The organism is Actinomadura hibisca NBRC 15177 (genome assembly GCF_001552635.1).
Taxonomy (GTDB): domain Bacteria; phylum Actinomycetota; class Actinomycetes; order Streptosporangiales; family Streptosporangiaceae; genus Spirillospora; species Spirillospora hibisca.
Genome location: NZ_BCRO01000077.1, coordinates 1 through 19788, shown reverse-complemented (window position 1 = coordinate 19788; position 19788 = coordinate 1). Strand labels below are relative to the sequence as shown.

Sequence of the window (19788 nt, the reverse complement as noted above, 5' to 3'; positions counted from 1 at the left end):
CCCGGCTTGATTCGGCCCTTGCATGGGCCGGGCGGTCCGTGTCAGGTCCGAGAACTGGACGACACGCCCGACCGCGTGGGTCGGAGAGGTCGGGAAACCGGCAGGTCACAGCCTCGCTTGAGGTGGTGATGACGGGTTCCACGCGAGTGGGACTTCAGGCAGAACAAGACTTACCGGCTCGGTACGAGGAAGACGGAGACGCGGTGCCCACGATCCAGCAGCTGGTCCGAAAGGGCCGCCAGGACAAGGTGACCAAGAACAAGACGCCTGCGCTGAAGGGCAGCCCCCAGCGCCGGGGTGTCTGCACGCGCGTCTACACGACGACGCCCAAGAAGCCGAACTCCGCGCTTCGCAAGGTCGCTCGTGTCCGGCTGACCAGCGGGATCGAGGTCACGGCCTACATCCCCGGCGTCGGGCACAACCTGCAGGAGCACTCGATCGTGCTCGTGCGCGGCGGCCGAGTGAAGGACCTCCCGGGCGTTCGGTACAAGATCATCCGGGGTTCGCTCGACACCCAGGGTGTGCGGAACCGCAAGCAGGCGCGCAGCCGCTACGGCGCGAAGAAGGAGAAGAGCTAATGCCGCGCAAGGGCCCGGCTGGCAAGCGCCAGCTCATCGCTGACCCGGTGTACAACTCGCCGCTGGTCACCGCGCTGATCAACAAGGTGCTCCTGGACGGCAAGCGCTCCATCGCGCAGTCCATCGTGTACGACGCCCTGGAGGGCGCCCGCGAGAAGACCGGCAACGACCCGGTCGTCACGCTGAAGCGCGCCCTGGACAACGTGAAGCCGACCCTGGAGGTCCGCAGCCGCCGTGTCGGTGGCGCGACCTACCAGGTCCCGGTGGAGGTGCGGCCGGCCCGCAGCACCACCCTCGCCCTGCGCTGGCTGGTGCTCTACAGCCGCCAGCGTCGCGAGAAGACCATGACCGAGCGCCTCATGAACGAGCTGCTCGACGCCTCCAACGGCCTCGGCGCGTCTGTCAAGAAGCGCGAGGACACGCACAAGATGGCGGAGTCCAACAAGGCCTTCGCCCACTACCGCTGGTAATCCGGCGGATCACGACTGACGACGAGACGACGCGAGGGCACAGTGGCTACCAAAACCGGTGTAGACCTGGCCAAGGTCCGCAACATCGGGATCATGGCCCATATCGACGCGGGCAAGACCACGACGACCGAGCGCATCCTCTTCTACACGGGGATGAGCTACAAGATCGGCGAGGTTCACGACGGCGCCGCGACCATGGACTGGATGGAGCAGGAGCAGGAGCGGGGCATCACGATCACCTCGGCCGCCACCACCTGCAACTGGTCGGTCCAGGACGTCAAGCACACCATCAACATCATCGACACCCCGGGGCACGTCGACTTCACCGTCGAGGTGGAGCGCTCGCTGCGCGTCCTGGACGGTGCCGTGGCGGTGTTCGACGGTGTGGCCGGTGTCGAGCCGCAGTCGGAGACCGTGTGGCGTCAGGCCGACCGCTACAACGTGCCCCGCATCTGCTTCGTCAACAAGCTCGACCGCGTGGGCGCCGAGTTCCACCGCTGCGTCGACATGATCAGTGACCGCCTCCAGGCGACCCCGCTGGTGATGCAGCTGCCGATCGGCGCCGAGTCCGACTTCAAGGGCGTCATCGACCTGGTGACGATGAAGGCCCTGGTCTGGAACGAAGAGGCCAAGCTCGGCGAGATGTACGACACCGTCGAGATCCCCGACAGCCACGCCGACGCCGCCCGCGAGTGGCACGACAAGCTGATCGAGACGCTGGCCGAGGCCGACGACGCCATCATGGAGCTGTACCTGGAGGGCGACGAGCCCACCGTGGAGCAGATCTACCCGGCGATCCGCCGCGCCACCCTGGCCGCCGCGGTCAACCCCGTGCTGTGCGGCACCGCCTTCAAGAACAAGGGCGTGCAGCCGCTGCTGGACGCGATCGTCCGCTACCTGCCCTCGCCGCTGGACGTGGAGGCCATCGAAGGCCACGCGGTCCGCAACGAAGAGGAGGCGCTGACCCGCAAGCCCAGCGAGGACGAGCCGTTCTCCGCGCTGGCCTTCAAGATCGCCTCCGACCCGCACCTGGGCAAGCTGACCTTCGTGCGCGTCTACTCCGGCGTGCTGGAGTCCGGCTCCACGGTCCTGAACTCCGTCAAGGAGCGCAAGGAGCGCATCGGCAAGATCTACCGGATGCACGCCAACAAGCGCGAGGAGATCGACCGCGTGGGCGCCGGCGACATCGTCGCCGTCATGGGTCTGAAGCAGACCACCACGGGCGAGACCCTCTGCGACGAGAAGAACCCCATCGTCCTCGAGTCGATGAACTTCCCGGCGCCGGTGATCCACGTCGCGATCGAGCCGAAGACCAAGGCCGACCAGCAGAAGCTGGGCACCGCGATCCAGCGGCTGGCCGAGGAGGACCCCTCCTTCACCGTCCGCACCGACGAGGAGACCGGCCAGACGGTCATCGCCGGCATGGGCGAGCTCCACCTGGAGATCCTCGTCGACCGCATGCGGCGCGAGTTCAAGGTCGAGGCCAACGTCGGCAAGCCCCAGGTGGCCTACCGCGAGACCATCACCAAGAAGGTCGAGAAGGTCGAGTACACCCACAAGAAGCAGACGGGTGGCTCGGGCCAGTTCGGCCGCGTGATCATCGACCTCGAGCCGCTGGGCGAGGGCAGCGACGGTTACGAGTTCGAGAACAAGGTCACCGGTGGCCGCATCCCCCGGGAGTACATCCCGTCGGTGGACGCCGGCTGCCAGGAGGCCGCCGAGTTCGGCGTCCTGGCCGGCTACCCCATGGTGGGCGTCAAGGTCACCCTGCGGGACGGCGCCTACCACGAGGTCGACTCCTCGGAGATGGCGTTCAAGGTCGCCGGTTCCATGGCGTTCAAGGAGGCCGCCCGCAGGGCCGGGGCGACCATCCTGGAGCCGATGATGGCCGTCGAGGTCACCACGCCCGAGGAGAACATGGGCGACGTGATCGGCGACATCAACAGCCGGCGCGGGCAGATCCAGTCCATGGACGAGCGCGCGGGCATGCGGGTCGTCAAGGGCCTGGTCCCCCTGTCCGAGATGTTCGGCTACGTGGGTGACCTGCGCAGCAAGACCCAGGGCCGGGCTGTGTTCACCATGCAGTTCGACTCCTACGCCGAGGTTCCGGGGAACGTCGCGCAGGAGATCATCTCCAAGGCGCGGGGCGAGTAAGTCCCCGGCCTGCCCGACCTTCCTGCCAAGGTCACCAGGACGTACATCGAAGCGGTCGGCAAGCCGGCCGAGGATCGCAACAAGGAGCAACAGTGGCGAAGGCCAAGTTCGAGCGGACCAAGCCGCACGTGAACATCGGCACCATCGGTCACATCGACCACGGTAAGACCACCCTTACCGCGGCGATCACCAAGGTGCTGCACGACGCGTACCCGGACATCAACCCCTTCACGCCGTTCGAGGACATCGACAAGGCGCCGGAGGAGCGCGAGCGCGGTATCACCATCTCCATCGCGCACGTCGAGTACCAGACCGAGTCGCGTCACTACGCCCACGTCGACTGCCCCGGGCACGCCGACTACATCAAGAACATGATCACCGGTGCGGCGCAGATGGACGGCGCCATCCTGGTGGTCGCCGCCACCGACGGCCCGATGCCGCAGACCAAGGAGCACGTGCTCCTGGCCCGCCAGGTCGGCGTCCCCTACATCGTCGTCGCGCTGAACAAGTGCGACATGGTGGACGACGAGGAGATCCTGGAGCTCGTCGAGCTCGAGGTCCGCGAGCTGCTCAGCGAGTACGAGTTCCCGGGCGACGACGTCCCCGTGGTCCGCGTCTCCGCCTTCCAGGCGCTGCAGGGCGACGCCAAGTGGGGCGAGTCGATCCTCGAGCTGATGAAGGCCGTGGACGAGAACGTCCCCGAGCCGGTCCGCGACACCGAGAAGCCGTTCCTGATGCCGATCGAGGACGTCTTCTCGATCACCGGCCGCGGCACCGTGGTGACCGGCCGCATCGAGCGCGGTGTCGTCAACGTCAACGAGACCGTCGACATCATCGGCATCAAGACCGACTCCACCTCCACCACCGTCACCGGTGTGGAGATGTTCCGCAAGCTGCTCGACCAGGGCCAGGCCGGCGACAACGTGGGCCTGCTGCTGCGCGGCATCAAGCGCGAGGACGTCGAGCGCGGCCAGTGTGTCATCAAGCCGGGCACCAACACCCCGCACACCGAGTTCGAGGCGCAGGTCTACATCCTGTCCAAGGACGAGGGCGGCCGCCACACGCCGTTCTTCAACAACTACCGGCCGCAGTTCTACTTCCGCACCACCGACGTGACCGGCGTGGTGACCCTCCCCGAGGGCACCGAGATGGTCATGCCGGGCGACAACACCGAGATGAACGTCGAGCTCATCCAGCCGGTCGCCATGGAAGAGGGCCTGAAGTTCGCCATCCGCGAGGGTGGCCGGACCGTGGGCGCCGGTCGCGTCACCAAGATCACCAAGTAACACCCTCGTGCAATGCGGCGGCCCGGTCCGCCGGCCGGGGCCAGGCGGGACCTGGCCCCGGCCCCGGACCGGCCGCCGCACCACGAATCCGAAGTAACCAGCGGCACTACCAGTAAAGGACACCGAGGCCACCATGGCGGGACAGAAGATCCGCATCCGGCTCAAGGCCTACGACCACGAGGTCATCGACACCTCCGCGAAGAAGATCGTTGAGACGGTGACGCGGACGGGCGCCAAGGTCGCGGGCCCGGTGCCGCTGCCGACCGAGAAGAACGTGTACTGCGTCATCCGCTCGCCGCACAAGTACAAGGACAGCCGCGAGCACTTCGAGATGCGCACGCACAAGCGGTTGATCGACATCATCGACCCGACGCCCAAGACCGTCGACTCGCTGATGCGGCTCGACCTGCCGGCCGGCGTTGACATCGAGATCAAGCTCTAAGGGACGCACCCAGATATGAGTACGCAGAGGAAGGGCGTCCTGGGCGAGAAGCTCGGCATGACCCAGGTCTTCGACGATGAGGGCCGGATCGTCCCGGTGACCGTCGTCCAGGCCGGGCCGTGTGTCGTGACCCAGCTCCGCACCCAGGAGACCGACGGCTACAGCGCCGTCCAGATCGGGTTCGGGCAGATCGACCCGCGCAAGGTGAACAAGCCTGCGACGGGTCACTTCGACAAGGCCGGCGTGACGCCGCGCCGCTACCTCGTCGAACTGCGCGCTGACGACACCACCGGGTACGAACTCGGCCAGGAGATCACCGTTTCGGTCTTCGAGTCCGGCCAGAAGATCGACGTGACCGGCACCAGCAAGGGCAAGGGCACCGCCGGTGTCATGAAGCGGCACGGCTTCAAGGGCCTGGGCGCCTCGCACGGCACCCAGCGCAAGCACCGCTCGCCGGGTTCGATCGGCGGCTGCGCGACCCCCGGTCGTGTGTTCAAGGGCCTGCGCATGGCGGGACGGCATGGCAATGCCCGCACCACCGTGCAGAACCTGACCGTCCACGCCATCGACGCTGACAAGAACCTGCTGCTCATCAAGGGCGCGGTTCCCGGCCCGAACGGCGGCGTGGTCCTGGTCCGCGACGCAGTGAAGGGGACGGGCAAGTGACTTCGAAGCTCGACATCGACCTGCCCGGCGAGATCTTCGACGCGAAGACCAGCGTGCCGCTGATCCACCAGGTCGTGGTGGCCCAGCTGGCCGCCGCGCGCCAGGGCACCCACTCCACCAAGACCCGCGGCGAGGTCCGCGGCGGTGGCAAGAAGCCGTACCGGCAGAAGGGCACCGGCCGCGCCCGCCAGGGTTCGACCCGCGCCCCGCAGTTCGCCGGCGGCGGCATCGTCCACGGCCCGCAGCCGCGTGACTACTCGCAGAAGACGCCGAAGAAGATGAAGGCCGCCGCGCTGCGCGGCGCCCTGTCGGACCGCGCGCGGTTCGGCCGGGTGCACGTGGTCGACGGTCTGCTCGACGGCGACACCCCGAAGACGAAGACCGCCCTGACGGCGCTGCGCGGCGTCACCGAGGCCAAGCGCGTCCTGTTGGTCCTGGACCGCGAGGACGAGCTGACCTGGAAGAGCCTGCGCAACGAGCCGTCGGTGCACGTCATCGTCTCCGACCAGCTCAACACCTACGACGTGCTGGTGAACGACGACGTCGTCTTCACGCAGAAGGCGTACGACGAGTTCATCTCGCGCGCGGCGAAGAAGTAAGGAGGGTTCGGAATGAACAAGATCGCCGACCCCCGCGACATCATCCTCGCGCCCGTCGTCTCGGAGAAGAGCTACGGGCTGCTGGACGAGAACAAGTACACCTTCGAGGTGCGCACCGACGCCAACAAGACGCAGATCAAGCAGGCCGTCGAGGCCGTGTTCGGCGTCAAGGTGACCACGGTGAACACGCTCAACCGCCAGGGCAAGCGCAAGCGCACCCGGTACGGCTACGGCAAGCGCAAGGACACCAAGCGCGCCATCGTCAGCCTTGCCGAGGGCGAGCGGATCGACATCTTCGGTGGCCCCGCCTCCTGAGGCGTGGCCCGCCCGGAGATCAGAAAAGGATGAACGAAAAAGATGGGCATCCGTAAGTACAAGCCGACGACCCCGGGTCGTCGCGGCTCCAGCGTGGCCGACTTCGTCGAAGTCACCCGCCGCGAGCCGGAGAAGTCGCTGCTGCGTCCGCTCCCCAAGAAGGGCGGCCGTAACAACCACGGCCGCATCACCACCCGGCACCAGGGCGGTGGCCACAAGCGCGCCTACCGAGTGATCGACTTCCGTCGGCACGACAAGGACGGCGTGCCGGCCAAGGTCGCGCACATCGAGTACGACCCCAACCGCACCGCGCGCATCGCGCTGCTGCACTACGCCGACGGCGAGAAGCGCTACATCCTCGCGCCGCAGGGCCTGAAGCAGGGCGACCGCGTGGAGAACGGCGCGGGCTCGGACATCAAGCCGGGCAACTGCATGCCGCTGCGCAACATCCCGACCGGTACGGTCATCCACGCCATCGAGCTCAAGCCCGGTGGCGGCGCGAAGATCGCCCGTTCGGCGGGCGCCGGCGTCCAGCTGCTGGCCAAGGAGGGCAAGTACGCCACCCTGCGCATGCCCTCCGGTGAGATGCGCATGGTCGACGTCCGCTGCCGCGCCACGGTCGGCGAGGTCGGCAACGCCGAGCAGTCGAACATCAACTGGGGCAAGGCCGGCCGCATGCGCTGGAAGGGCAAGCGCCCGACCGTGCGCGGTGTGGCCATGAACCCGATCGACCACCCGCACGGCGGTGGCGAGGGCAAGACCTCCGGTGGACGCCACCCGGTCAACCCCAAGGGTAAGAAGGAAGGCCGCACTCGCCAGGCGAACAAGGCCAGCGACCGGCTGATCGTCCGTCGGCGCAGCAAGAAGAAGCGGTAGGAGTCGCTCGACATGCCACGTAGCCTTAAGAAGGGTCCCTTCGTGGACGACCACCTTCAGAAGAAGGTGGACGCCCAGAACGAGAAGGGCACCAAGAACGTCATCAAGACGTGGTCCCGGCGCTCCATGATCGTGCCGGACATGATCGGTCACACGATCGCCGTGCACGACGGCCGCAAGCACGTGCCGGTGTTCGTCACCGACGCCATGGTGGGGCACAAGCTCGGCGAGTTCGCGCCGACGCGCACGTTCCGCAGCCACGTCAAGGAAGACCGCCGCAGCCGTCGCGGCTGAGCAGGCAGACAGATCGTAGGAGAGAGGGACAGCGATGGAAGCCAGGGCCCAGGCGCGGTTCATCCGCGTCACGCCCAGGAAGGCCCGCCGCGTGGTGGACCTCATCCGCGGCCTGCCTGCCGCGGAGGCTCAGGCGGTGCTGCGGTTCGCCCCCCAGGCTGCGAGTGAGCCGGTGGGCAAGGTGCTGGCGAGTGCCATCGCCAACGCCGAGCACAACTTCAAGCTCGACTCCGACACGCTCGTGGTGAGCCGCGCGTGGGTGGACGAGGGCCCGACCCTCAAGCGGTTCCGCCCCCGCGCCCAGGGCCGGGCTTACCGCATCAACAAGCGCACCAGCCACATCACCGTGGTCGTGGAGTCGCGGGACGAGGCCTCGGCCACGGCCGGCGGTAAGAAGACGAGGAGGGCCCGGTAGTGGGTCAGAAGATCAACCCGCACGGGTTCCGGCTCGGGATCACCACCGACCACAAGTCCGTGTGGTTCGCCGACAAGCTCTACAAGGACTACGTCAAGGAAGACGTCCAGATCCGGCGCATGCTGCAGAAGGGCATGGACCGGGCGGGCATCTCCAAGGTCGAGATCGAGCGCACCCGTGACCGCGTCGAGGTGAACATCCACACCGCGCGTCCGGGCATCGTGATCGGCCGGCGCGGCGCCGAGGCCGAGCGCCTCCGGGGCGACCTGGAGAAGCTGACCGGCAAGCAGGTGCGGCTGAACATCCTCGAGGTCAAGAACCCCGAGATCGACGCCCAGCTCGTCGCGCAGGGCGTGGCCGAGCAGCTGTCCAGCCGCGTCGCGTTCCGCCGTGCCATGCGCAAGGCGATCCAGTCCGCGATGAAGTCGGGCGCCAAGGGCATCAAGGTGCAGTGCTCGGGCCGTCTCGGCGGCGCCGAGATGTCGCGGTCGGAGTTCTACCGCGAGGGCCAGGTCCCGCTGCACACGCTGCGCGCCGACATCGACTACGGCTTCTACGAGGCCCGGACGACCTTCGGCCGCATCGGCGTCAAGGTGTGGATCTACAAGGGCGAGGCCGCGGCGACGCGCGCCGAGCGTGAGGCCAAGGCCGCGCAGCAGCGCGCCACCGGTGGCGGCGAGCGTCGCGGCGGCGGTGGCCGTGGCGGCGAGCGTCGTGGCGGTGGCGGCGGCGGCGGTGCCCGCGGCGGCCGTGGCGGCCGCGGTGGTCAGGGCGGCGGCCAGGGCGGCGGCGACCGCGCGCCCAAGCAGCAGCAGAACACCGAGCAGCCGGCTCCGGCCGCCGAGGCTGCTCCGACTGGTGAGGGGAGCTGAACTCGATGCTGATCCCTCGTAAGGTCAAGCACCGCAAGCAGCACCACCCGAAGCGCCGGGGAATGGCCAAGGGCGGCACGAAGGTTACCTTCGGTGAGTACGGCATCCAGGCCGTCGAGGGCGCGTACGTGACCAACCGGCAGATCGAGGCCGCGCGTATCGCCATGACCCGCCACATCAAGCGTGGCGGCAAGGTCTGGATCAACATCTTCCCGGACCGCCCGCTGACCAAGAAGCCGGCCGAGACCCGCATGGGTTCCGGCAAGGGTTCGGTCGAGTGGTGGGTGGCCAACGTGAAGCCGGGCCGCGTGATGTTCGAGATCTCCTACCCGAACGAGGAAGTCGCTCGGGAGGCGCTCACCCGCGCGATCCACAAGCTCCCCATGAAGTGCAAGATCGTGAAGCGAGAGGTTGGTGAGTCCTGATGGCCAAGGGTCTTACCGCCGACGACCTGCGGACCGAGCCTGAGGACGTCCTGGTCACCAAGCTGAAGGAAGCCAAGGAGGAGCTGTTCAACCTCCGCTTCCAGGCCGCGACCGGCCAGCTTGAGAGCCACGGGCGGCTGCGCACCGTGAAGCGCGAGATCGCCCGCATCTACACCGTGATGCGCGAGCGCGAGCTGGGCATCGTCACGGTCGCCGAGGACGCCGCGGAGGGCAAGGACAATGGCTGAGCAGACCGAGCAGCGGACCACCCGCAAGGTGCTTGAGGGCCTGGTGGTGTCCGACAAGATGGACAAGACCGTGGTCGTGTCCGTCGAGGACCGCGTCAAGCACGCGAAGTACCACAAGGTGATCCGCCGCACGACCAAGTACAAGGCGCACGACGAGGCCAACGAGTGTGGCGTCGGCGACCGCGTCCGTCTCATGGAGACCCGCCCGCTGTCGGCCAGCAAGCGCTGGCGCGTGGTGGAGATCCTCGAGAAGGCCAAGTAATTACTGGTTCCGCCAGGCTCCTCGCCCTCGGCGAGGAGAACCGGTGTGACGAACAGGAGTTGACGTGATCCAGCAGGAGTCGCGACTCAAGGTCGCCGACAACACGGGTGCGAAGGAGATCCTTTGCATCCGGGTTCTCGGCGGCTCGGGTCGGCGCTACGCGGGAGTCGGCGACATCATCGTCGCGACGGTGAAGGACGCCCTTCCCGGCGCGGGCGTGAAGAAGGGTGACGTCGTCAAGGCGGTCGTCGTGCGCACCCGCAAGGAGCGCCGGCGCCCGGACGGCTCCTACATCCGCTTCGACGAGAACGCCGCCGTCCTGATCAAGGACGGCGGGGACCCCCGCGGCACCCGCATCTTCGGCCCGGTGGGCCGGGAACTGCGCGAGAAGAAGTTCATGCGCATCATCTCGCTGGCGCCGGAGGTGCTCTGATGAAGATCAAGAAGGGTGACGAGGTCGTCGTCATCGCGGGCAAGGACAAGGGTGCCACGGGCAGGGTGCTGCGCGTGGACCTGCAGCGTGAGCGTGTTGTCGTCGAAGGCGTCAACATGATCACCAAGAACATCAAGGCCGACGCCCAGCGCGCCGGCAAGGAGAGCGGCCAGGTCAAGGTCGAGGCCGCCCTCCACGTCAGCAACGTGGCCCTGGTCGAGGACGGCAAGCCGGTCCGCGTGGGCTACCGCCTGAACGAGGACGGCAGCAAGGTCCGGATCTCGCGCCGTTCCGGCAAGGAGATCTGAGATGACCGAGACCGCCACCGAGCGCCCCGTGCCGCAGCCGCGCCTGAAGCTCCGCTACCGCGAGGAGATCGCGAAGGCGATGCAGGAGCAGTTCGGCTACGCCAACGTGATGCAGATCCCCGGGCTGACCAAGATCGTGGTCAACATGGGTGTCGGCGACGCCGCCAAGGACGCCAAGCTGATCGAGGGCGCGGTCCGCGACCTGACCAACATCACCGGTCAGAAGCCGGCCGTGAACCGGGCCAAGAAGTCCATCGCCCAGTTCAAGCTGCGCGAGGGCATGCCGATCGGCGCCCACGTGACGCTGCGCGGCGACCGGATGTGGGAGTTCCTGGACCGCCTGCTGGCGACCGCCCTCCCGCGCATCCGTGACTTCCGCGGCCTGTCGCCCAAGCAGTTCGACGGCAACGGGAACTACACCTTCGGTCTGACCGAGCAGGTCATGTTCCACGAGGTCGACCCGGACAAGGTCGACCGCCAGCGGGGCATGGACATCACGCTCGTGACGAGCGCGAAGACCGACGACGAGGGCCGGGCGCTCCTGAAGCTCCTGGGCTTCCCCTTCAAGGAAGCCTGACCGCTTCCGAGGCGGCCCCCAGGGGCCGAGGATCGCAACAAGGAGAACTGTAGATGGCGAAGAAGTCGCTGATCGCCAAGGCAGCCCGGAAGCCCAAGTTCGGCGTGCGCGCGTACACTCGTTGCTCGCGCTGTGGGCGTCCCCGCTCCGTCTACCGGAAGTTCGGCCTGTGCCGTGTCTGCTTCCGTGAGATGGCGCACCGGGGCGAGCTGCCCGGCATCACCAAGTCGAGCTGGTAGGAGCCCGGCCCCGGCCGGTCGTGTACCGGCGGGGGCCGGCCCCCAGTCTGTGTAATAACCACCGGGCACCTGACGAAGGTGCCCATGACCGCGCCAAAGGTCCACCAGGCTCCATCGGCCTGGCGGAAACCGTGGCGAGGGAGGGCCTGTAGGCCATGACGATGACCGACCCGATCGCAGACATGTTGACGCGTCTGCGTAACGCGAATTCGGCGTACCACGACAGCGTGGCGATGCCGTACTCGAAGATCAAGGCGCACATCGCCGAGATCCTCCAGCAGGAGGGCTACATCTCGGGCTGGAGCGTGGAGGACGCCGAGGTCGGCAAGAAGCTCGTGATCGAGCTGAAGTTCGGTCCGACCCGTGAGCGCTCCATCGCCGGCATCAAGCGCGTCTCGAAGCCGGGTCTGCGGGTGTACGCGAAGAAGGACAACCTGCCGAAGGTCCTGGGCGGACTGGGCGTCGCGATCATCTCGACGTCCTCCGGCCTGATGACCGACCGGCAGGCCGGCAAGCGCGGCGTGGGCGGCGAAGTCCTCGCCTACGTCTGGTAGAGGGGAGGGCTCAGAACATGTCTCGCATTGGACGTCTCCCCGTTACCGTGCCCGGCGGCGTCGACATCAAGATCGACGGCCGTGAGGTCACCGTCAAGGGACCCAAGGGCACGCTGTCGCACACCGTGGCCGAGCCGATCGAGGTGGCGCAGGAGGACGGGAAGGTCACCGTCTCGCGCCCCAACGACCTCAACACGGTCCGCGCGCTGCACGGCCTGACGCGCTCGCTGATCAACAACATGGTCGTCGGCGTGACCGAGGGCTACAAGAAGACCCTGGTCATCCAGGGCGTCGGTTACCGCGTGGTGGCCAAGGGCAAGAACGTGGAGTTCTCGCTCGGCTACAGCCACCCGATCCCCTTCGAGGCGCCGGAAGGCATCACCTTCACGGTGGAGAAGCCGACGCAGCTGGTCGTCGAGGGCATCGACAAGCAGCTCGTCGGCGAGATCGCCGCCCGGATCCGCAAGCTGCGCAAGCCCGACCCCTACAAGGGCAAGGGCGTGCGTTACGAGGGTGAGCAGATCCGTCGTAAGGTCGGAAAGGCTGGTAAGTAGTCATGGCAGGCACCAAGACCCTGGCCGGCAAGGCCACGTCGGCGCGGGCCAAGTCCCGCAAGCGCCGGCACCTGCGGGTCCGGAAGAAGGTCGTGGGCTCCGCCACGCGCCCTCGCCTGGTCGTGACCCGCTCGACCAAGCACGTCTTCGTCCAGGTCATCGACGACCTCGCCGGCCACACCGTGGCGTACGCGTCGACGATGGAGGCCGACCTGCGCGGCGCCGACGGCGACAAGACGGCCAAGTCCCGCCGGGTGGGCGAGCTCGTCGCCGAGCGCGCCAAGGCCGCCGGCGTCACCGCCGTGGTCTTCGACCGTGGCGGCAACAAGTACCACGGCCGTGTCGCCGCTGTCGCGGACGGCGCGCGCGAGGGGGGCCTGGAGCTGTGATGGCCTCCACGACCAACGAGAAGAGGAACCACTGATGGCAGCGCAGAGGCGTGGTGGCGGTCAGGGTGGCGACCGTCGCGACGGCCGCCGCGACGACCGTCGTGGTGGCGCCGACAAGGGCCAGTCGTACATCGAGAAGGTCGTCGCGATCAACCGCGTCGCCAAGGTCGTGAAGGGCGGTCGTCGCTTCAGCTTCACCGCCCTGGTGATCGTGGGCGACGGCAACGGCACGGTCGGCGTCGGCTACGGCAAGGCCAAGGAGGTGCCCGCGGCGATCGCCAAGGGCGTCGAGGAGGCCAAGAAGCACTTCTTCAAGGTGCCGCGCATCCAGGGCACCATCCCGCACACCGTCCAGGGTGAGGCCGCCGCCGGCGTCGTCCTGCTGCGCCCGGCCAGCCCGGGTACCGGTGTGATCGCGGGTGGCCCGGTGCGCGCGGTGCTGGAGTGCGCCGGCATCCACGACGTGCTGAGCAAGTCGCTGGGCACCGACAACGCGATCAACATCGTGCACGCGACCGTCGCCGGTCTGAAGGCCCTCAAGCGGCCCGAGGAGATCGCGGCCAAGCGCGGCCTGCCGATCGAGGACGTCGCCCCCGCCGCCATGCTGCGGGCGCGCGCCGCCGGCAGCGAGCCGCGCGCGGAGGTGGCCGGCTGATGGCGAACGTGAAGATCACGCAGACCAAGTCCGTGATCAGCGAGAAGCAGAACCAGCGTGACACGCTGCGCACCCTGGGCCTCAAGAAGATCGGTCAGAGCACCGTTCGCGAGGACACCCCCCAGGTCCGCGGCATGATCCGGACGGTGGCCCACCTGGTCAGCGTCGAGGAGGTCGACTGACATGGCGGACACGAACGAGGGCGCGCCCCTCAAGGTGCACGACCTGCGTCCGGCCCCGGGCGCCAACAAGGCCAAGACCCGCAAGGGCCGCGGCGAGGCGTCCAAGGGCAAGACCGCCGGCCGCGGCACCAAGGGCACCAAGGCCCGCAACACCGTGCCCGTGGGGTTCGAGGGCGGCCAGATGCCGCTGATCCGCCGGGTGCCGAAGCTCAAGGGCTTCAAGAACCCGAACCGGGTCGAGTTCCAGGTCGTGAACCTGGACAAGCTCTCCGCGCTCTACCCCGAGGGCGGCGAGGTCACCGCCGAGGACCTGGCGGCCAAGGGCGCGGTGCGCCGCGGCCAGCCGGTGAAGGTCCTCGGCAGCGGCGAGATCTCCGTCGCGGTGCAGGTGAAGGCGCACGCCTTCTCCGGCTCCGCCAAGGAGAAGATCGCCGCCGCCGGCGGGACCGCCGACGAGCTGTAAGCCAGATCATGAAGCCGGGGCCGTGTTCGCCTTGCGCTGAGGGCCGAAAGGTCCGCGCGCACGGCGGGCCGGCCCCGGTCTCATCTGCTGTTAGAGTCACACCGGCGGAGGTGGCCCCTGGTCGCCCCGCCGTCTTTGGAACCGTAACCGGCCCCTCGGCTGCCATGAATACGTCAGTCGCGCAGGAGGAATGGTGCTGACCGCGTTCGCTCGGGCTTTCCGTACGCCTGACCTGCGTAAAAAACTGCTGTTCACGCTCTTCATCATCATCGTGTTCCGGATCGGCTCGTTGTTGCCGTCCCCGGGCGTGAACACGAAGGTGCTGTCGGAGACGGCCAAGGCGGCCAAGGACAGCAACAACCTGTACGGCCTGGTCGATCTGTTCAGCGGCGGCGCGCTGCTGAAGCTGTCGGTGTTCGCGCTGGGCATCATGCCCTACATCACCGCGAGCATCATCCTGCAGCTGCTGACGGTGGTGATCCCGCGCCTGGAGGCCCTCAAGAAGGAGGGCCAGGCCGGCACCACCAAGATCACCCAGTACACCCGTTACCTGACGATCGGCCTGGCGATCCTCCAGGCCACCGGCATCGTGGCGATGGCCAGCACCGGGCAGCTCTTCCAGGGCGTGTCCGGCGGCGGTGACGTGCTCTACAAGACCGACGTGTTCACCATCATCACGATCGTGGTGGTGATGACCGCCGGTACCTCGGTCATCATGTGGCTGGGCGAGCTGATCACCGACCGGGGCGTCGGCAACGGCATGTCGATCCTGATCTTCACCCAGGTGGTGGCGGTCTTCCCCGCCCAGTTCTGGTCGATCTACAAGTCCAAGGGCGCGTTCGTCTTCACCCTGGTCATCATCGTGGGCCTGGCCATCATGGCGGGCGTGGTGTTCGTGGAGCAGGCCCAGCGCCGCATCCCCGTGCAGTACGCCAAGCGCATGGTGGGGCGCCGCATGTACGGCGGGACGTCGACCTACATCCCGCTGAAGGTGAACCAGGCCGGCATCATCCCGGTGATCTTCGCCTCGTCGCTGCTGTACCTGCCGGTGCTGGCCACCCAGCTGTGGCCCAACACCACGTGGCTGCAGAAGGTGCAGCCCTACCTCCAGCAGGACAACCCCTGGCACATGGGCGTGTTCTTCGCCTTCATCATCTTCTTCACCTACTTCTACGTCGCGATCACCTTCAACCCCACTGAAGTCGCCGACAACATGAAGAAGTATGGTGGGTTCATCCCAGGCATCCGTCCGGGCCGGCCGACCGCCGAGTACCTCGACTACGTGCTGACCCGGATCACCACACCCGGTGCTCTTTACCTGGGGCTCGTCGCGCTGATCCCGATGGTGGCGTTCGCACTCCTGAAGGCGACCAACGACTTCCCCTTCGGCGGGACGAGCATCCTCATCATCGTCGGCGTCGGACTGGATACCGTGAAGCAGATCGAATCTCAGCTCCAGCAGCGCAACTACGAAGGCTTCCTGCGGTAGATGCGTATCGTGCTGGTGGGCCCCCCCGGTGCGGGCAAGGGGACGCAGGCCCAGTTCATCGCCTCCCATCTGTCGATCCCGAAGATCTCGACCGGTGACATCTTCCGCGCCAACGTCAGCGGCGGTACCCCGCTCGGCCGCGAGGCCAAGCAGTACATGGACCGCGGTGACCTCGTCCCCGACGAGGTCACCATCGCGATGGTGCGGGACCGGCTCGCCGAGGACGACGCGACCGACGGGTTCCTGCTCGACGGGTTCCCGCGCAACGTGCCGCAGGCCGAGACGCTGAAGAAGATGCTCGCCGAGATGGACACCAGGCTGGACATGGTCCTCGAACTCGTCGTGGACGAGGACGAGGTCGTCCGGCGGTTGTCGGGCCGGCGCACGTGCGACAAGTGCGAGCGGATCTGGCACGTCGACTTCGACGACAAGCAGGACGACGTCTGCGACGACTGCGGCGGCCACCTGTTCCAGCGTGACGACGACAAGGAAGAGGTCGTCCGGCACCGCCTGGAGGTCTACCAGGAACAGACCGCGCCCCTGGTGCAGTTCTACGCTGATGAGGGCATCCTGGTCGGTATCGACGCGACCGGGCCCGTCGAGGAAGTCACCAAGCGCGCCCTGGCGGCCCTGCGTCCGCTGGAGAAGTAGGGGCGTGCGATCCGGGGGCCCGCGCGCCCCGGCGTGGCGCCCGCTGGTCCGGGCCCGCCGGGCGGGCGGCCCCCGGCGCTGATTCAGGGGGGACCACAGATGTTCAAGCGGCGCAGGCCGGCCATCCAGATGAAGACGGCCGAGCAGATCGAGCTGATGCGCAAGGCCGGCCTGCTGGTCGGCGAGACGCTGGCGCTGCTGCGCGCGGCCGTCGAGCCGGGCGTCAGCACGCTGGACCTGGACAAGATCGCCGAGGCGAACATCCGGGACCACGGCGGCATCCCGTCGTTCAAGGGCTACCACGGCTTCACCGGCACGATCTGCGCCTCGATCAACGAGGAGATCGTGCACGGCATCCCGCGCCCGGACAAGGTGCTGCGCGACGGCGACGTCATCTCCATCGACTGCGGCGCGATCGTGGAGGGCTGGCACGGCGACTCGGCGATCACGGTGCCGGTGGGGGAGATCACCCCGGAGCTGGAGAAGCTGCTGGCGGTGACCGAGACCTCGCTCTGGCACGGCCTGGCGGCCGGGGTGGCCGGGGCGCGGCTCACCGACATGTCGCACGCGATCGAGTCCTACCTCCGCACCCAGGGGTCCTACGGGATCGTCGAGGGCTACGGCGGGCACGGCATCGGGACCGAGATGCACATGGACCCGCTGATCCCCAACCACGGCGCGCCCGGCCACGGCCCGGTGCTGGAGGTGGGGATGTGCTTCGCGGTGGAGCCGATGGTGAACCTCGGCACCAAGGAGACCGAGGAACTGGACGACGGCTGGACCGTCGTCACCACCGACGGGCGGTCGTCGGCGCACTTCGAGCACACCTTCGCGGTCACCGGGGACGGCCCGCGCGTGCTGACGGCCCTTGACGAGGGCCGGGAGTGGTTCGCCAAGCTGGGAAGCGACGGCTCCGCCCGTTGAGCGTCACCCGTGCTCGCTGACTGAAAGGACCCCGGCCATGGCGTCGAACCCTGAGATCCGGGCGTCGGACGCCGACCGCGACCGCGTGGCCGGCAACCTCCAGGAGCACTGCGCGCAGGGCCGCATCACGGTGGACGAGCTGCACGAGCGGCTGGACGCGGTCTACCAGGCGCGGACGCTGGGGCAGCTTGAGGAGATCACCCACGACCTGCCGGAGGAGGATCTCTACACGCTGCCGGTCCCGGCCACGCAGAAGAGCTCCTCGTCGTCGGTGGCCCAGTTGAAGGAGCCGGGCTCCCTCGCGAAGGTGGGCGGCCAGGACCTGCGGGCGGCGTGGATCACGTGGGGGGTCGTCGGCGGGATCAACGTGGGGATCTGGCTGATCCTCGCGGTGACGGGGACGGTGGTGTACCCGTGGTGGTTGTGGGTGGCGGGGCCGTGGGGGCTGGCGCTGATCCTGCGGACGCTGCTGGGGAACCGGGACTGAGCGGCGGCTACTCGACGTCCATGAGCGGGCGGTAGTTGCCCGTGGGGACGAAGTGCGTGGTCGCGACGCCCTCGGCCGTGACCAGGTGCACGGCGAACCCGGCCGGCTCGCCGGTCACGGCGGCGCGGCCGGGGCGGGTCAGGTCCAGGAAGAGCTGGCGGTAGGTGCTCGGGCAGGTGGTGCTGACCCGTCCGCCGACCGAGCCGACCGACCCGCGGTGCACGTGCCCGCTGATCACCCGGACGACCTGCGGGTGCCGTTCCAGCACCGCCGCGAACCCGGCCGGGTCCAGGAAGCGCATGTCGTCGATGAAGCGGATGCCGATGGGGTAGGGCGGGTGGTGGGTCGCCACGACGGTGGGGGTCTGCGGCGCGGCGGCGAGGGTCTCGTCGAGCCAGGCGAGCTGCTCCTCGTCCATGGCGCCGTGCGGCTCGCCGAGCACGGTGGTGTCGCAGCAGACGAGCCGGGCGTCGCCGACCTCGACCGCGTACTGGACGGGGGCCTGCGGCGCGCCACCGGAACCGGCCACCGCGGGGTGGTCCTTGAAGACCGCGCGCAGGACGTCGCGGTCGTCGTGGTTGCCGGGCATCGGGTAGACCGCCATCGGCAGCGGGGAGAGCAGCGCGTGCAGGCGCTCGTACTCGCCGACCAGGCCGCCGTCGGTCAGGTCGCCGGTGAGGACGACCGCGTCGGGCCGGGCCGGGAGCGACAGCAGGCTGGACACGGCGGCGCGCAGGGCGCGCACGGGGCCCGAGCCGTCGTCCACCACGCCGTCGCGGCCGGCGGCCAGGTGGATGTCGCTGAGTTGCGCAATGATCGCCATTGATCCCTACCCCCTAGGTCGAGCACAACACGGACCGGCCCTCCGGGCACGCCGGGCGGTCCGCCGTTCTCCCTCGCCTCCCTCGGCGCCGCCGCCCGGGAGTGCTGGAACGATCTTTGCGCCCGGTTGACCGCTCTGTCGATCCGCCTCGGGGAGAAGAAGATCACCGGTTCCGTCCGTCCCCGGAACCGGCCGGGGGACCGATGCTCGCCGAGTTGGCCGCGGTGACGGCGGTGGCCGCCGTGGCCGCCGTGACCTCGCCGGTGCCGGTCGCCGCCGCGCCCGGCCCGGCACTGGCGGACACCGAGGTGCGGGGGTCCGCCCACCGGGACCGGCAGGTGGTCGCGAACGGGGAGGGCGCGTCGCTCGGTGGGCTTCGGACGATGGAACTGGCTGCTTGCGCGAAGACCGGGAAACGTGTCCGTCCTCAGGTGTACACCGTCGCCGTGGATAGCGCGAACGGTAGGGGGAGGGTGGGGGCGTCGGGAAAGTGGCGGGACTTGAGCAAGCGGCAGGGGCCGACGACGAGGGCGCGGGTGATAGCGGGGATAGGCCTGCTGCTGGCGGTGGGGGCGGGAGTGGGGCTGTACGTAGGGCACCGACGCGAGGGGAGGGGCCGATGAGGGCTTGTTCGAGGAGGCGGCTCCGGCGGAGCAGGTGCGCGCTGGTGACGGTTGGGGCGATGGGGTGCCGCAGGTGGCGACGCGATGTGGCATGTCCCACCTACAGCGCCTGGTGCACGGGATGGAGTTGGCGATCCCGCTGGACGGATTGAGCGCGGCTCTGAAGGGGGCGGGGCAGGGCAGCAGCGGTGAGATTGCCGCGCCGCCTCTGAGGGAGCCGAGGACGACCGGTCGGCGCGGGGTGGGCCGTGGGCTTGGGAAAGTCGGCGCGGTGGTCCTGGTGGGCCATCTGGACGCGCTGAGGGGGTGGCGCCCCGCTCCCAACCAACAACCCGAGCCCCGCGCTCCGCGCGTGTCCAGCAACCTCAGCCCCGTGCCCGAACCTGACCAGCGACCCCGGCCCCGCGCCCTGCGCGAGACCGGCGACCTCAGCCCGCGCGCGAACTTGACCAGCGACCCCGGCCCCGCGCCCTGCGCGTGACCGGCGACCTCAGCCCCCGTGCCCGAACCTGACCAGCGACCCCGGCCACTGGGG

General features: G+C 68.5%; 31 protein-coding genes. 30 read left to right on the top strand and 1 reads right to left on the bottom strand.

What is annotated here, in order from left to right:
• Positions 1-203: 203 nt before the first annotated feature.
• The 29 genes from rpsL (at position 204) to AH6_RS31030 (ending at position 17807) form a co-directional block, all read left to right on the top strand.
• Positions 204-578, top strand: coding sequence for a 30S ribosomal protein S12 (gene rpsL / locus AH6_RS31170; protein ID WP_019632621.1), 375 nt, complete (start codon positions 204-206; stop codon positions 576-578).
• The gene (rpsG, locus tag AH6_RS31165; RefSeq protein WP_067487277.1) at positions 578-1048 is read left to right on the top strand and encodes a 30S ribosomal protein S7; all 471 of its coding nucleotides are present in this window, start codon (positions 578-580) and stop codon (positions 1046-1048) included. Before rpsL ends, rpsG begins: the two co-directional genes overlap by 1 nt.
• Before the next feature lie 42 nt (positions 1049-1090).
• Positions 1091-3202: an elongation factor G gene (gene fusA, locus AH6_RS31160; RefSeq protein ID WP_067487274.1), complete on the top strand. Its 2112-nt coding sequence runs from the start codon at positions 1091-1093 to the stop codon at positions 3200-3202.
• Positions 3203-3294: 92 nt separating this feature from the next.
• The gene (gene tuf / locus AH6_RS31155; protein ID WP_067487271.1) at positions 3295-4488 is read left to right on the top strand and encodes an elongation factor Tu; all 1194 of its coding nucleotides are present in this window, start codon (positions 3295-3297) and stop codon (positions 4486-4488) included.
• Between the two features lie 133 nt (positions 4489-4621).
• The gene (gene rpsJ / locus AH6_RS31150; RefSeq protein WP_018657599.1) at positions 4622-4930 is read left to right on the top strand and encodes a 30S ribosomal protein S10; all 309 of its coding nucleotides are present in this window, start codon (positions 4622-4624) and stop codon (positions 4928-4930) included.
• A 15-nt stretch (positions 4931-4945) separates the two neighbouring features.
• Complete coding sequence (gene rplC, locus AH6_RS31145) at positions 4946-5596, top strand: 50S ribosomal protein L3 (protein ID WP_067487267.1); 651 nt, start codon at positions 4946-4948, stop codon at positions 5594-5596.
• Positions 5593-6195, top strand: a complete 603-nt coding sequence (gene rplD / locus AH6_RS31140; protein ID WP_067487263.1) for a 50S ribosomal protein L4 — start codon at positions 5593-5595, stop codon at positions 6193-6195. The genes rplC and rplD overlap by 4 nt, the downstream gene beginning before the upstream one ends.
• 12 nt (positions 6196-6207) lie before the next feature.
• On the top strand, positions 6208-6510 hold the full coding sequence (rplW, locus tag AH6_RS31135; protein WP_067487259.1) for a 50S ribosomal protein L23: 303 nt from the start codon (positions 6208-6210) through the stop codon (positions 6508-6510).
• A 42-nt stretch (positions 6511-6552) separates the two neighbouring features.
• The gene (gene rplB / locus AH6_RS31130; protein WP_067487256.1) at positions 6553-7386 is read left to right on the top strand and encodes a 50S ribosomal protein L2; all 834 of its coding nucleotides are present in this window, start codon (positions 6553-6555) and stop codon (positions 7384-7386) included.
• Positions 7387-7398: 12 nt separating this feature from the next.
• Positions 7399-7680, top strand: a complete 282-nt coding sequence (gene rpsS / locus AH6_RS31125; protein ID WP_067487253.1) for a 30S ribosomal protein S19 — start codon at positions 7399-7401, stop codon at positions 7678-7680.
• Between the two features lie 34 nt (positions 7681-7714).
• On the top strand, positions 7715-8095 hold the full coding sequence (gene rplV / locus AH6_RS31120; protein WP_067487249.1) for a 50S ribosomal protein L22: 381 nt from the start codon (positions 7715-7717) through the stop codon (positions 8093-8095).
• Complete coding sequence (rpsC, locus tag AH6_RS31115; protein WP_067487238.1) at positions 8095-8967, top strand: 30S ribosomal protein S3; 873 nt, start codon at positions 8095-8097, stop codon at positions 8965-8967. Before rplV ends, rpsC begins: the two co-directional genes overlap by 1 nt.
• A gap of 5 nt (positions 8968-8972) precedes the next feature.
• The gene (gene rplP, locus AH6_RS31110; protein ID WP_067487236.1) at positions 8973-9392 is read left to right on the top strand and encodes a 50S ribosomal protein L16; all 420 of its coding nucleotides are present in this window, start codon (positions 8973-8975) and stop codon (positions 9390-9392) included.
• Complete coding sequence (gene rpmC / locus AH6_RS31105) at positions 9392-9640, top strand: 50S ribosomal protein L29 (protein ID WP_067487233.1); 249 nt, start codon at positions 9392-9394, stop codon at positions 9638-9640. Before rplP ends, rpmC begins: the two co-directional genes overlap by 1 nt.
• Complete coding sequence (gene rpsQ, locus AH6_RS31100) at positions 9633-9902, top strand: 30S ribosomal protein S17 (RefSeq protein WP_067487229.1); 270 nt, start codon at positions 9633-9635, stop codon at positions 9900-9902. The genes rpmC and rpsQ overlap by 8 nt, the downstream gene beginning before the upstream one ends.
• A 64-nt stretch (positions 9903-9966) precedes the next feature.
• On the top strand, positions 9967-10335 hold the full coding sequence (gene rplN, locus AH6_RS31095; RefSeq protein WP_021596728.1) for a 50S ribosomal protein L14: 369 nt from the start codon (positions 9967-9969) through the stop codon (positions 10333-10335).
• Positions 10335-10643 (top strand): 50S ribosomal protein L24, encoded by a 309-nt coding sequence (rplX, locus tag AH6_RS31090; protein WP_067487226.1) that lies wholly within the window; start codon positions 10335-10337, stop codon positions 10641-10643. The genes rplN and rplX overlap by 1 nt, the downstream gene beginning before the upstream one ends.
• A 1-nt stretch (position 10644) precedes the next feature.
• Complete coding sequence (gene rplE / locus AH6_RS31085; protein WP_067487223.1) at positions 10645-11220, top strand: 50S ribosomal protein L5; 576 nt, start codon at positions 10645-10647, stop codon at positions 11218-11220.
• Positions 11221-11273: 53 nt separating this feature from the next.
• Complete coding sequence (locus AH6_RS31080) at positions 11274-11459, top strand: type Z 30S ribosomal protein S14 (RefSeq protein ID WP_018657585.1); 186 nt, start codon at positions 11274-11276, stop codon at positions 11457-11459.
• A 155-nt stretch (positions 11460-11614) separates the two neighbouring features.
• Positions 11615-12013, top strand: coding sequence for a 30S ribosomal protein S8 (gene rpsH, locus AH6_RS31075; RefSeq protein WP_067487220.1), 399 nt, complete (start codon positions 11615-11617; stop codon positions 12011-12013).
• Positions 12014-12030: 17 nt separating this feature from the next.
• Positions 12031-12567, top strand: a complete 537-nt coding sequence (gene rplF, locus AH6_RS31070; protein ID WP_067487217.1) for a 50S ribosomal protein L6 — start codon at positions 12031-12033, stop codon at positions 12565-12567.
• Positions 12568-12569: 2 nt separating this feature from the next.
• Positions 12570-12956, top strand: coding sequence for a 50S ribosomal protein L18 (gene rplR / locus AH6_RS31065; protein WP_067487214.1), 387 nt, complete (start codon positions 12570-12572; stop codon positions 12954-12956).
• Between the two features lie 34 nt (positions 12957-12990).
• Complete coding sequence (rpsE, locus tag AH6_RS31060; RefSeq protein WP_067487211.1) at positions 12991-13611, top strand: 30S ribosomal protein S5; 621 nt, start codon at positions 12991-12993, stop codon at positions 13609-13611.
• Positions 13611-13793, top strand: a complete 183-nt coding sequence (gene rpmD / locus AH6_RS31055; protein ID WP_067487209.1) for a 50S ribosomal protein L30 — start codon at positions 13611-13613, stop codon at positions 13791-13793. The genes rpsE and rpmD overlap by 1 nt, the downstream gene beginning before the upstream one ends.
• 1 nt (position 13794) lies before the next feature.
• The gene (rplO, locus tag AH6_RS31050) at positions 13795-14256 is read left to right on the top strand and encodes a 50S ribosomal protein L15 (RefSeq protein WP_067487206.1); all 462 of its coding nucleotides are present in this window, start codon (positions 13795-13797) and stop codon (positions 14254-14256) included.
• A 193-nt stretch (positions 14257-14449) separates the two neighbouring features.
• Positions 14450-15745, top strand: a complete 1296-nt coding sequence (secY, locus tag AH6_RS31045; protein WP_067487458.1) for a preprotein translocase subunit SecY — start codon at positions 14450-14452, stop codon at positions 15743-15745.
• Positions 15746-16396, top strand: coding sequence for an adenylate kinase (locus AH6_RS31040; RefSeq protein WP_067487203.1), 651 nt, complete (start codon positions 15746-15748; stop codon positions 16394-16396).
• Positions 16397-16495: 99 nt separating this feature from the next.
• The gene (gene map, locus AH6_RS31035) at positions 16496-17320 is read left to right on the top strand and encodes a type I methionyl aminopeptidase (protein ID WP_067487199.1); all 825 of its coding nucleotides are present in this window, start codon (positions 16496-16498) and stop codon (positions 17318-17320) included.
• A 37-nt stretch (positions 17321-17357) separates the two neighbouring features.
• Positions 17358-17807 carry a DUF1707 SHOCT-like domain-containing protein gene (locus AH6_RS31030; protein WP_067487197.1) on the top strand — a complete coding sequence of 150 codons (450 nt, stop codon included), beginning with the start codon at positions 17358-17360 and terminating at the stop codon, positions 17805-17807.
• A 7-nt stretch (positions 17808-17814) separates the two neighbouring features.
• Here the strand turns inward: AH6_RS31030 and AH6_RS31025 are convergent, their stop codons facing one another.
• A complete protein-coding gene (locus tag AH6_RS31025; RefSeq protein ID WP_067487194.1) occupies positions 17815-18630 on the bottom strand; it encodes a phosphodiesterase in 816 nt (271 codons plus the stop codon).
• Positions 18631-18833: 203 nt separating this feature from the next.
• Here AH6_RS31025 and AH6_RS31020 point away from each other — a divergent pair, with 203 nt between their 5' ends.
• On the top strand, positions 18834-19253 hold the full coding sequence (locus AH6_RS31020; RefSeq protein ID WP_067487191.1) for a hypothetical protein: 420 nt from the start codon (positions 18834-18836) through the stop codon (positions 19251-19253).
• Positions 19254-19788: the final 535 nt, after the last annotated feature.

Coding starts and splice junctions, on each gene's coding strand:
- rpsJ (WP_018657599.1), top strand. CDS start 4,622: ATGGCGGGACAGAAGATCCGCATCCGGCTCAAGGCCTACGACCACGAG.
- rplP (WP_067487236.1), top strand. CDS start 8,973: ATGCTGATCCCTCGTAAGGTCAAGCACCGCAAGCAGCACCACCCGAAG.
- rplC (WP_067487267.1), top strand. CDS start 4,946: ATGAGTACGCAGAGGAAGGGCGTCCTGGGCGAGAAGCTCGGCATGACC.
- rpsH (WP_067487220.1), top strand. CDS start 11,615: ATGACGATGACCGACCCGATCGCAGACATGTTGACGCGTCTGCGTAAC.
- AH6_RS31080 (WP_018657585.1), top strand. CDS start 11,274: ATGGCGAAGAAGTCGCTGATCGCCAAGGCAGCCCGGAAGCCCAAGTTC.
- rplV (WP_067487249.1), top strand. CDS start 7,715: ATGGAAGCCAGGGCCCAGGCGCGGTTCATCCGCGTCACGCCCAGGAAG.
- rplR (WP_067487214.1), top strand. CDS start 12,570: ATGGCAGGCACCAAGACCCTGGCCGGCAAGGCCACGTCGGCGCGGGCC.
- rpsS (WP_067487253.1), top strand. CDS start 7,399: ATGCCACGTAGCCTTAAGAAGGGTCCCTTCGTGGACGACCACCTTCAG.
- rplF (WP_067487217.1), top strand. CDS start 12,031: ATGTCTCGCATTGGACGTCTCCCCGTTACCGTGCCCGGCGGCGTCGAC.
- map (WP_067487199.1), top strand. CDS start 16,496: ATGTTCAAGCGGCGCAGGCCGGCCATCCAGATGAAGACGGCCGAGCAG.
- rpsG (WP_067487277.1), top strand. CDS start 578: ATGCCGCGCAAGGGCCCGGCTGGCAAGCGCCAGCTCATCGCTGACCCG.
- rpsQ (WP_067487229.1), top strand. CDS start 9,633: ATGGCTGAGCAGACCGAGCAGCGGACCACCCGCAAGGTGCTTGAGGGC.
- rplB (WP_067487256.1), top strand. CDS start 6,553: ATGGGCATCCGTAAGTACAAGCCGACGACCCCGGGTCGTCGCGGCTCC.
- rplE (WP_067487223.1), top strand. CDS start 10,645: ATGACCGAGACCGCCACCGAGCGCCCCGTGCCGCAGCCGCGCCTGAAG.
- rpmD (WP_067487209.1), top strand. CDS start 13,611: ATGGCGAACGTGAAGATCACGCAGACCAAGTCCGTGATCAGCGAGAAG.
- AH6_RS31025 (WP_067487194.1), bottom strand. CDS start 18,630: ATGGCGATCATTGCGCAACTCAGCGACATCCACCTGGCCGCCGGCCGC.
- rplO (WP_067487206.1), top strand. CDS start 13,795: ATGGCGGACACGAACGAGGGCGCGCCCCTCAAGGTGCACGACCTGCGT.
- rpsE (WP_067487211.1), top strand. CDS start 12,991: ATGGCAGCGCAGAGGCGTGGTGGCGGTCAGGGTGGCGACCGTCGCGAC.
- AH6_RS31040 (WP_067487203.1), top strand. CDS start 15,746: ATGCGTATCGTGCTGGTGGGCCCCCCCGGTGCGGGCAAGGGGACGCAG.
- AH6_RS31030 (WP_067487197.1), top strand. CDS start 17,358: ATGGCGTCGAACCCTGAGATCCGGGCGTCGGACGCCGACCGCGACCGC.
- rplW (WP_067487259.1), top strand. CDS start 6,208: ATGAACAAGATCGCCGACCCCCGCGACATCATCCTCGCGCCCGTCGTC.
- AH6_RS31020 (WP_067487191.1), top strand. CDS start 18,834: ATGCTCGCCGAGTTGGCCGCGGTGACGGCGGTGGCCGCCGTGGCCGCC.
- rplX (WP_067487226.1), top strand. CDS start 10,335: ATGAAGATCAAGAAGGGTGACGAGGTCGTCGTCATCGCGGGCAAGGAC.
- rpmC (WP_067487233.1), top strand. CDS start 9,392: ATGGCCAAGGGTCTTACCGCCGACGACCTGCGGACCGAGCCTGAGGAC.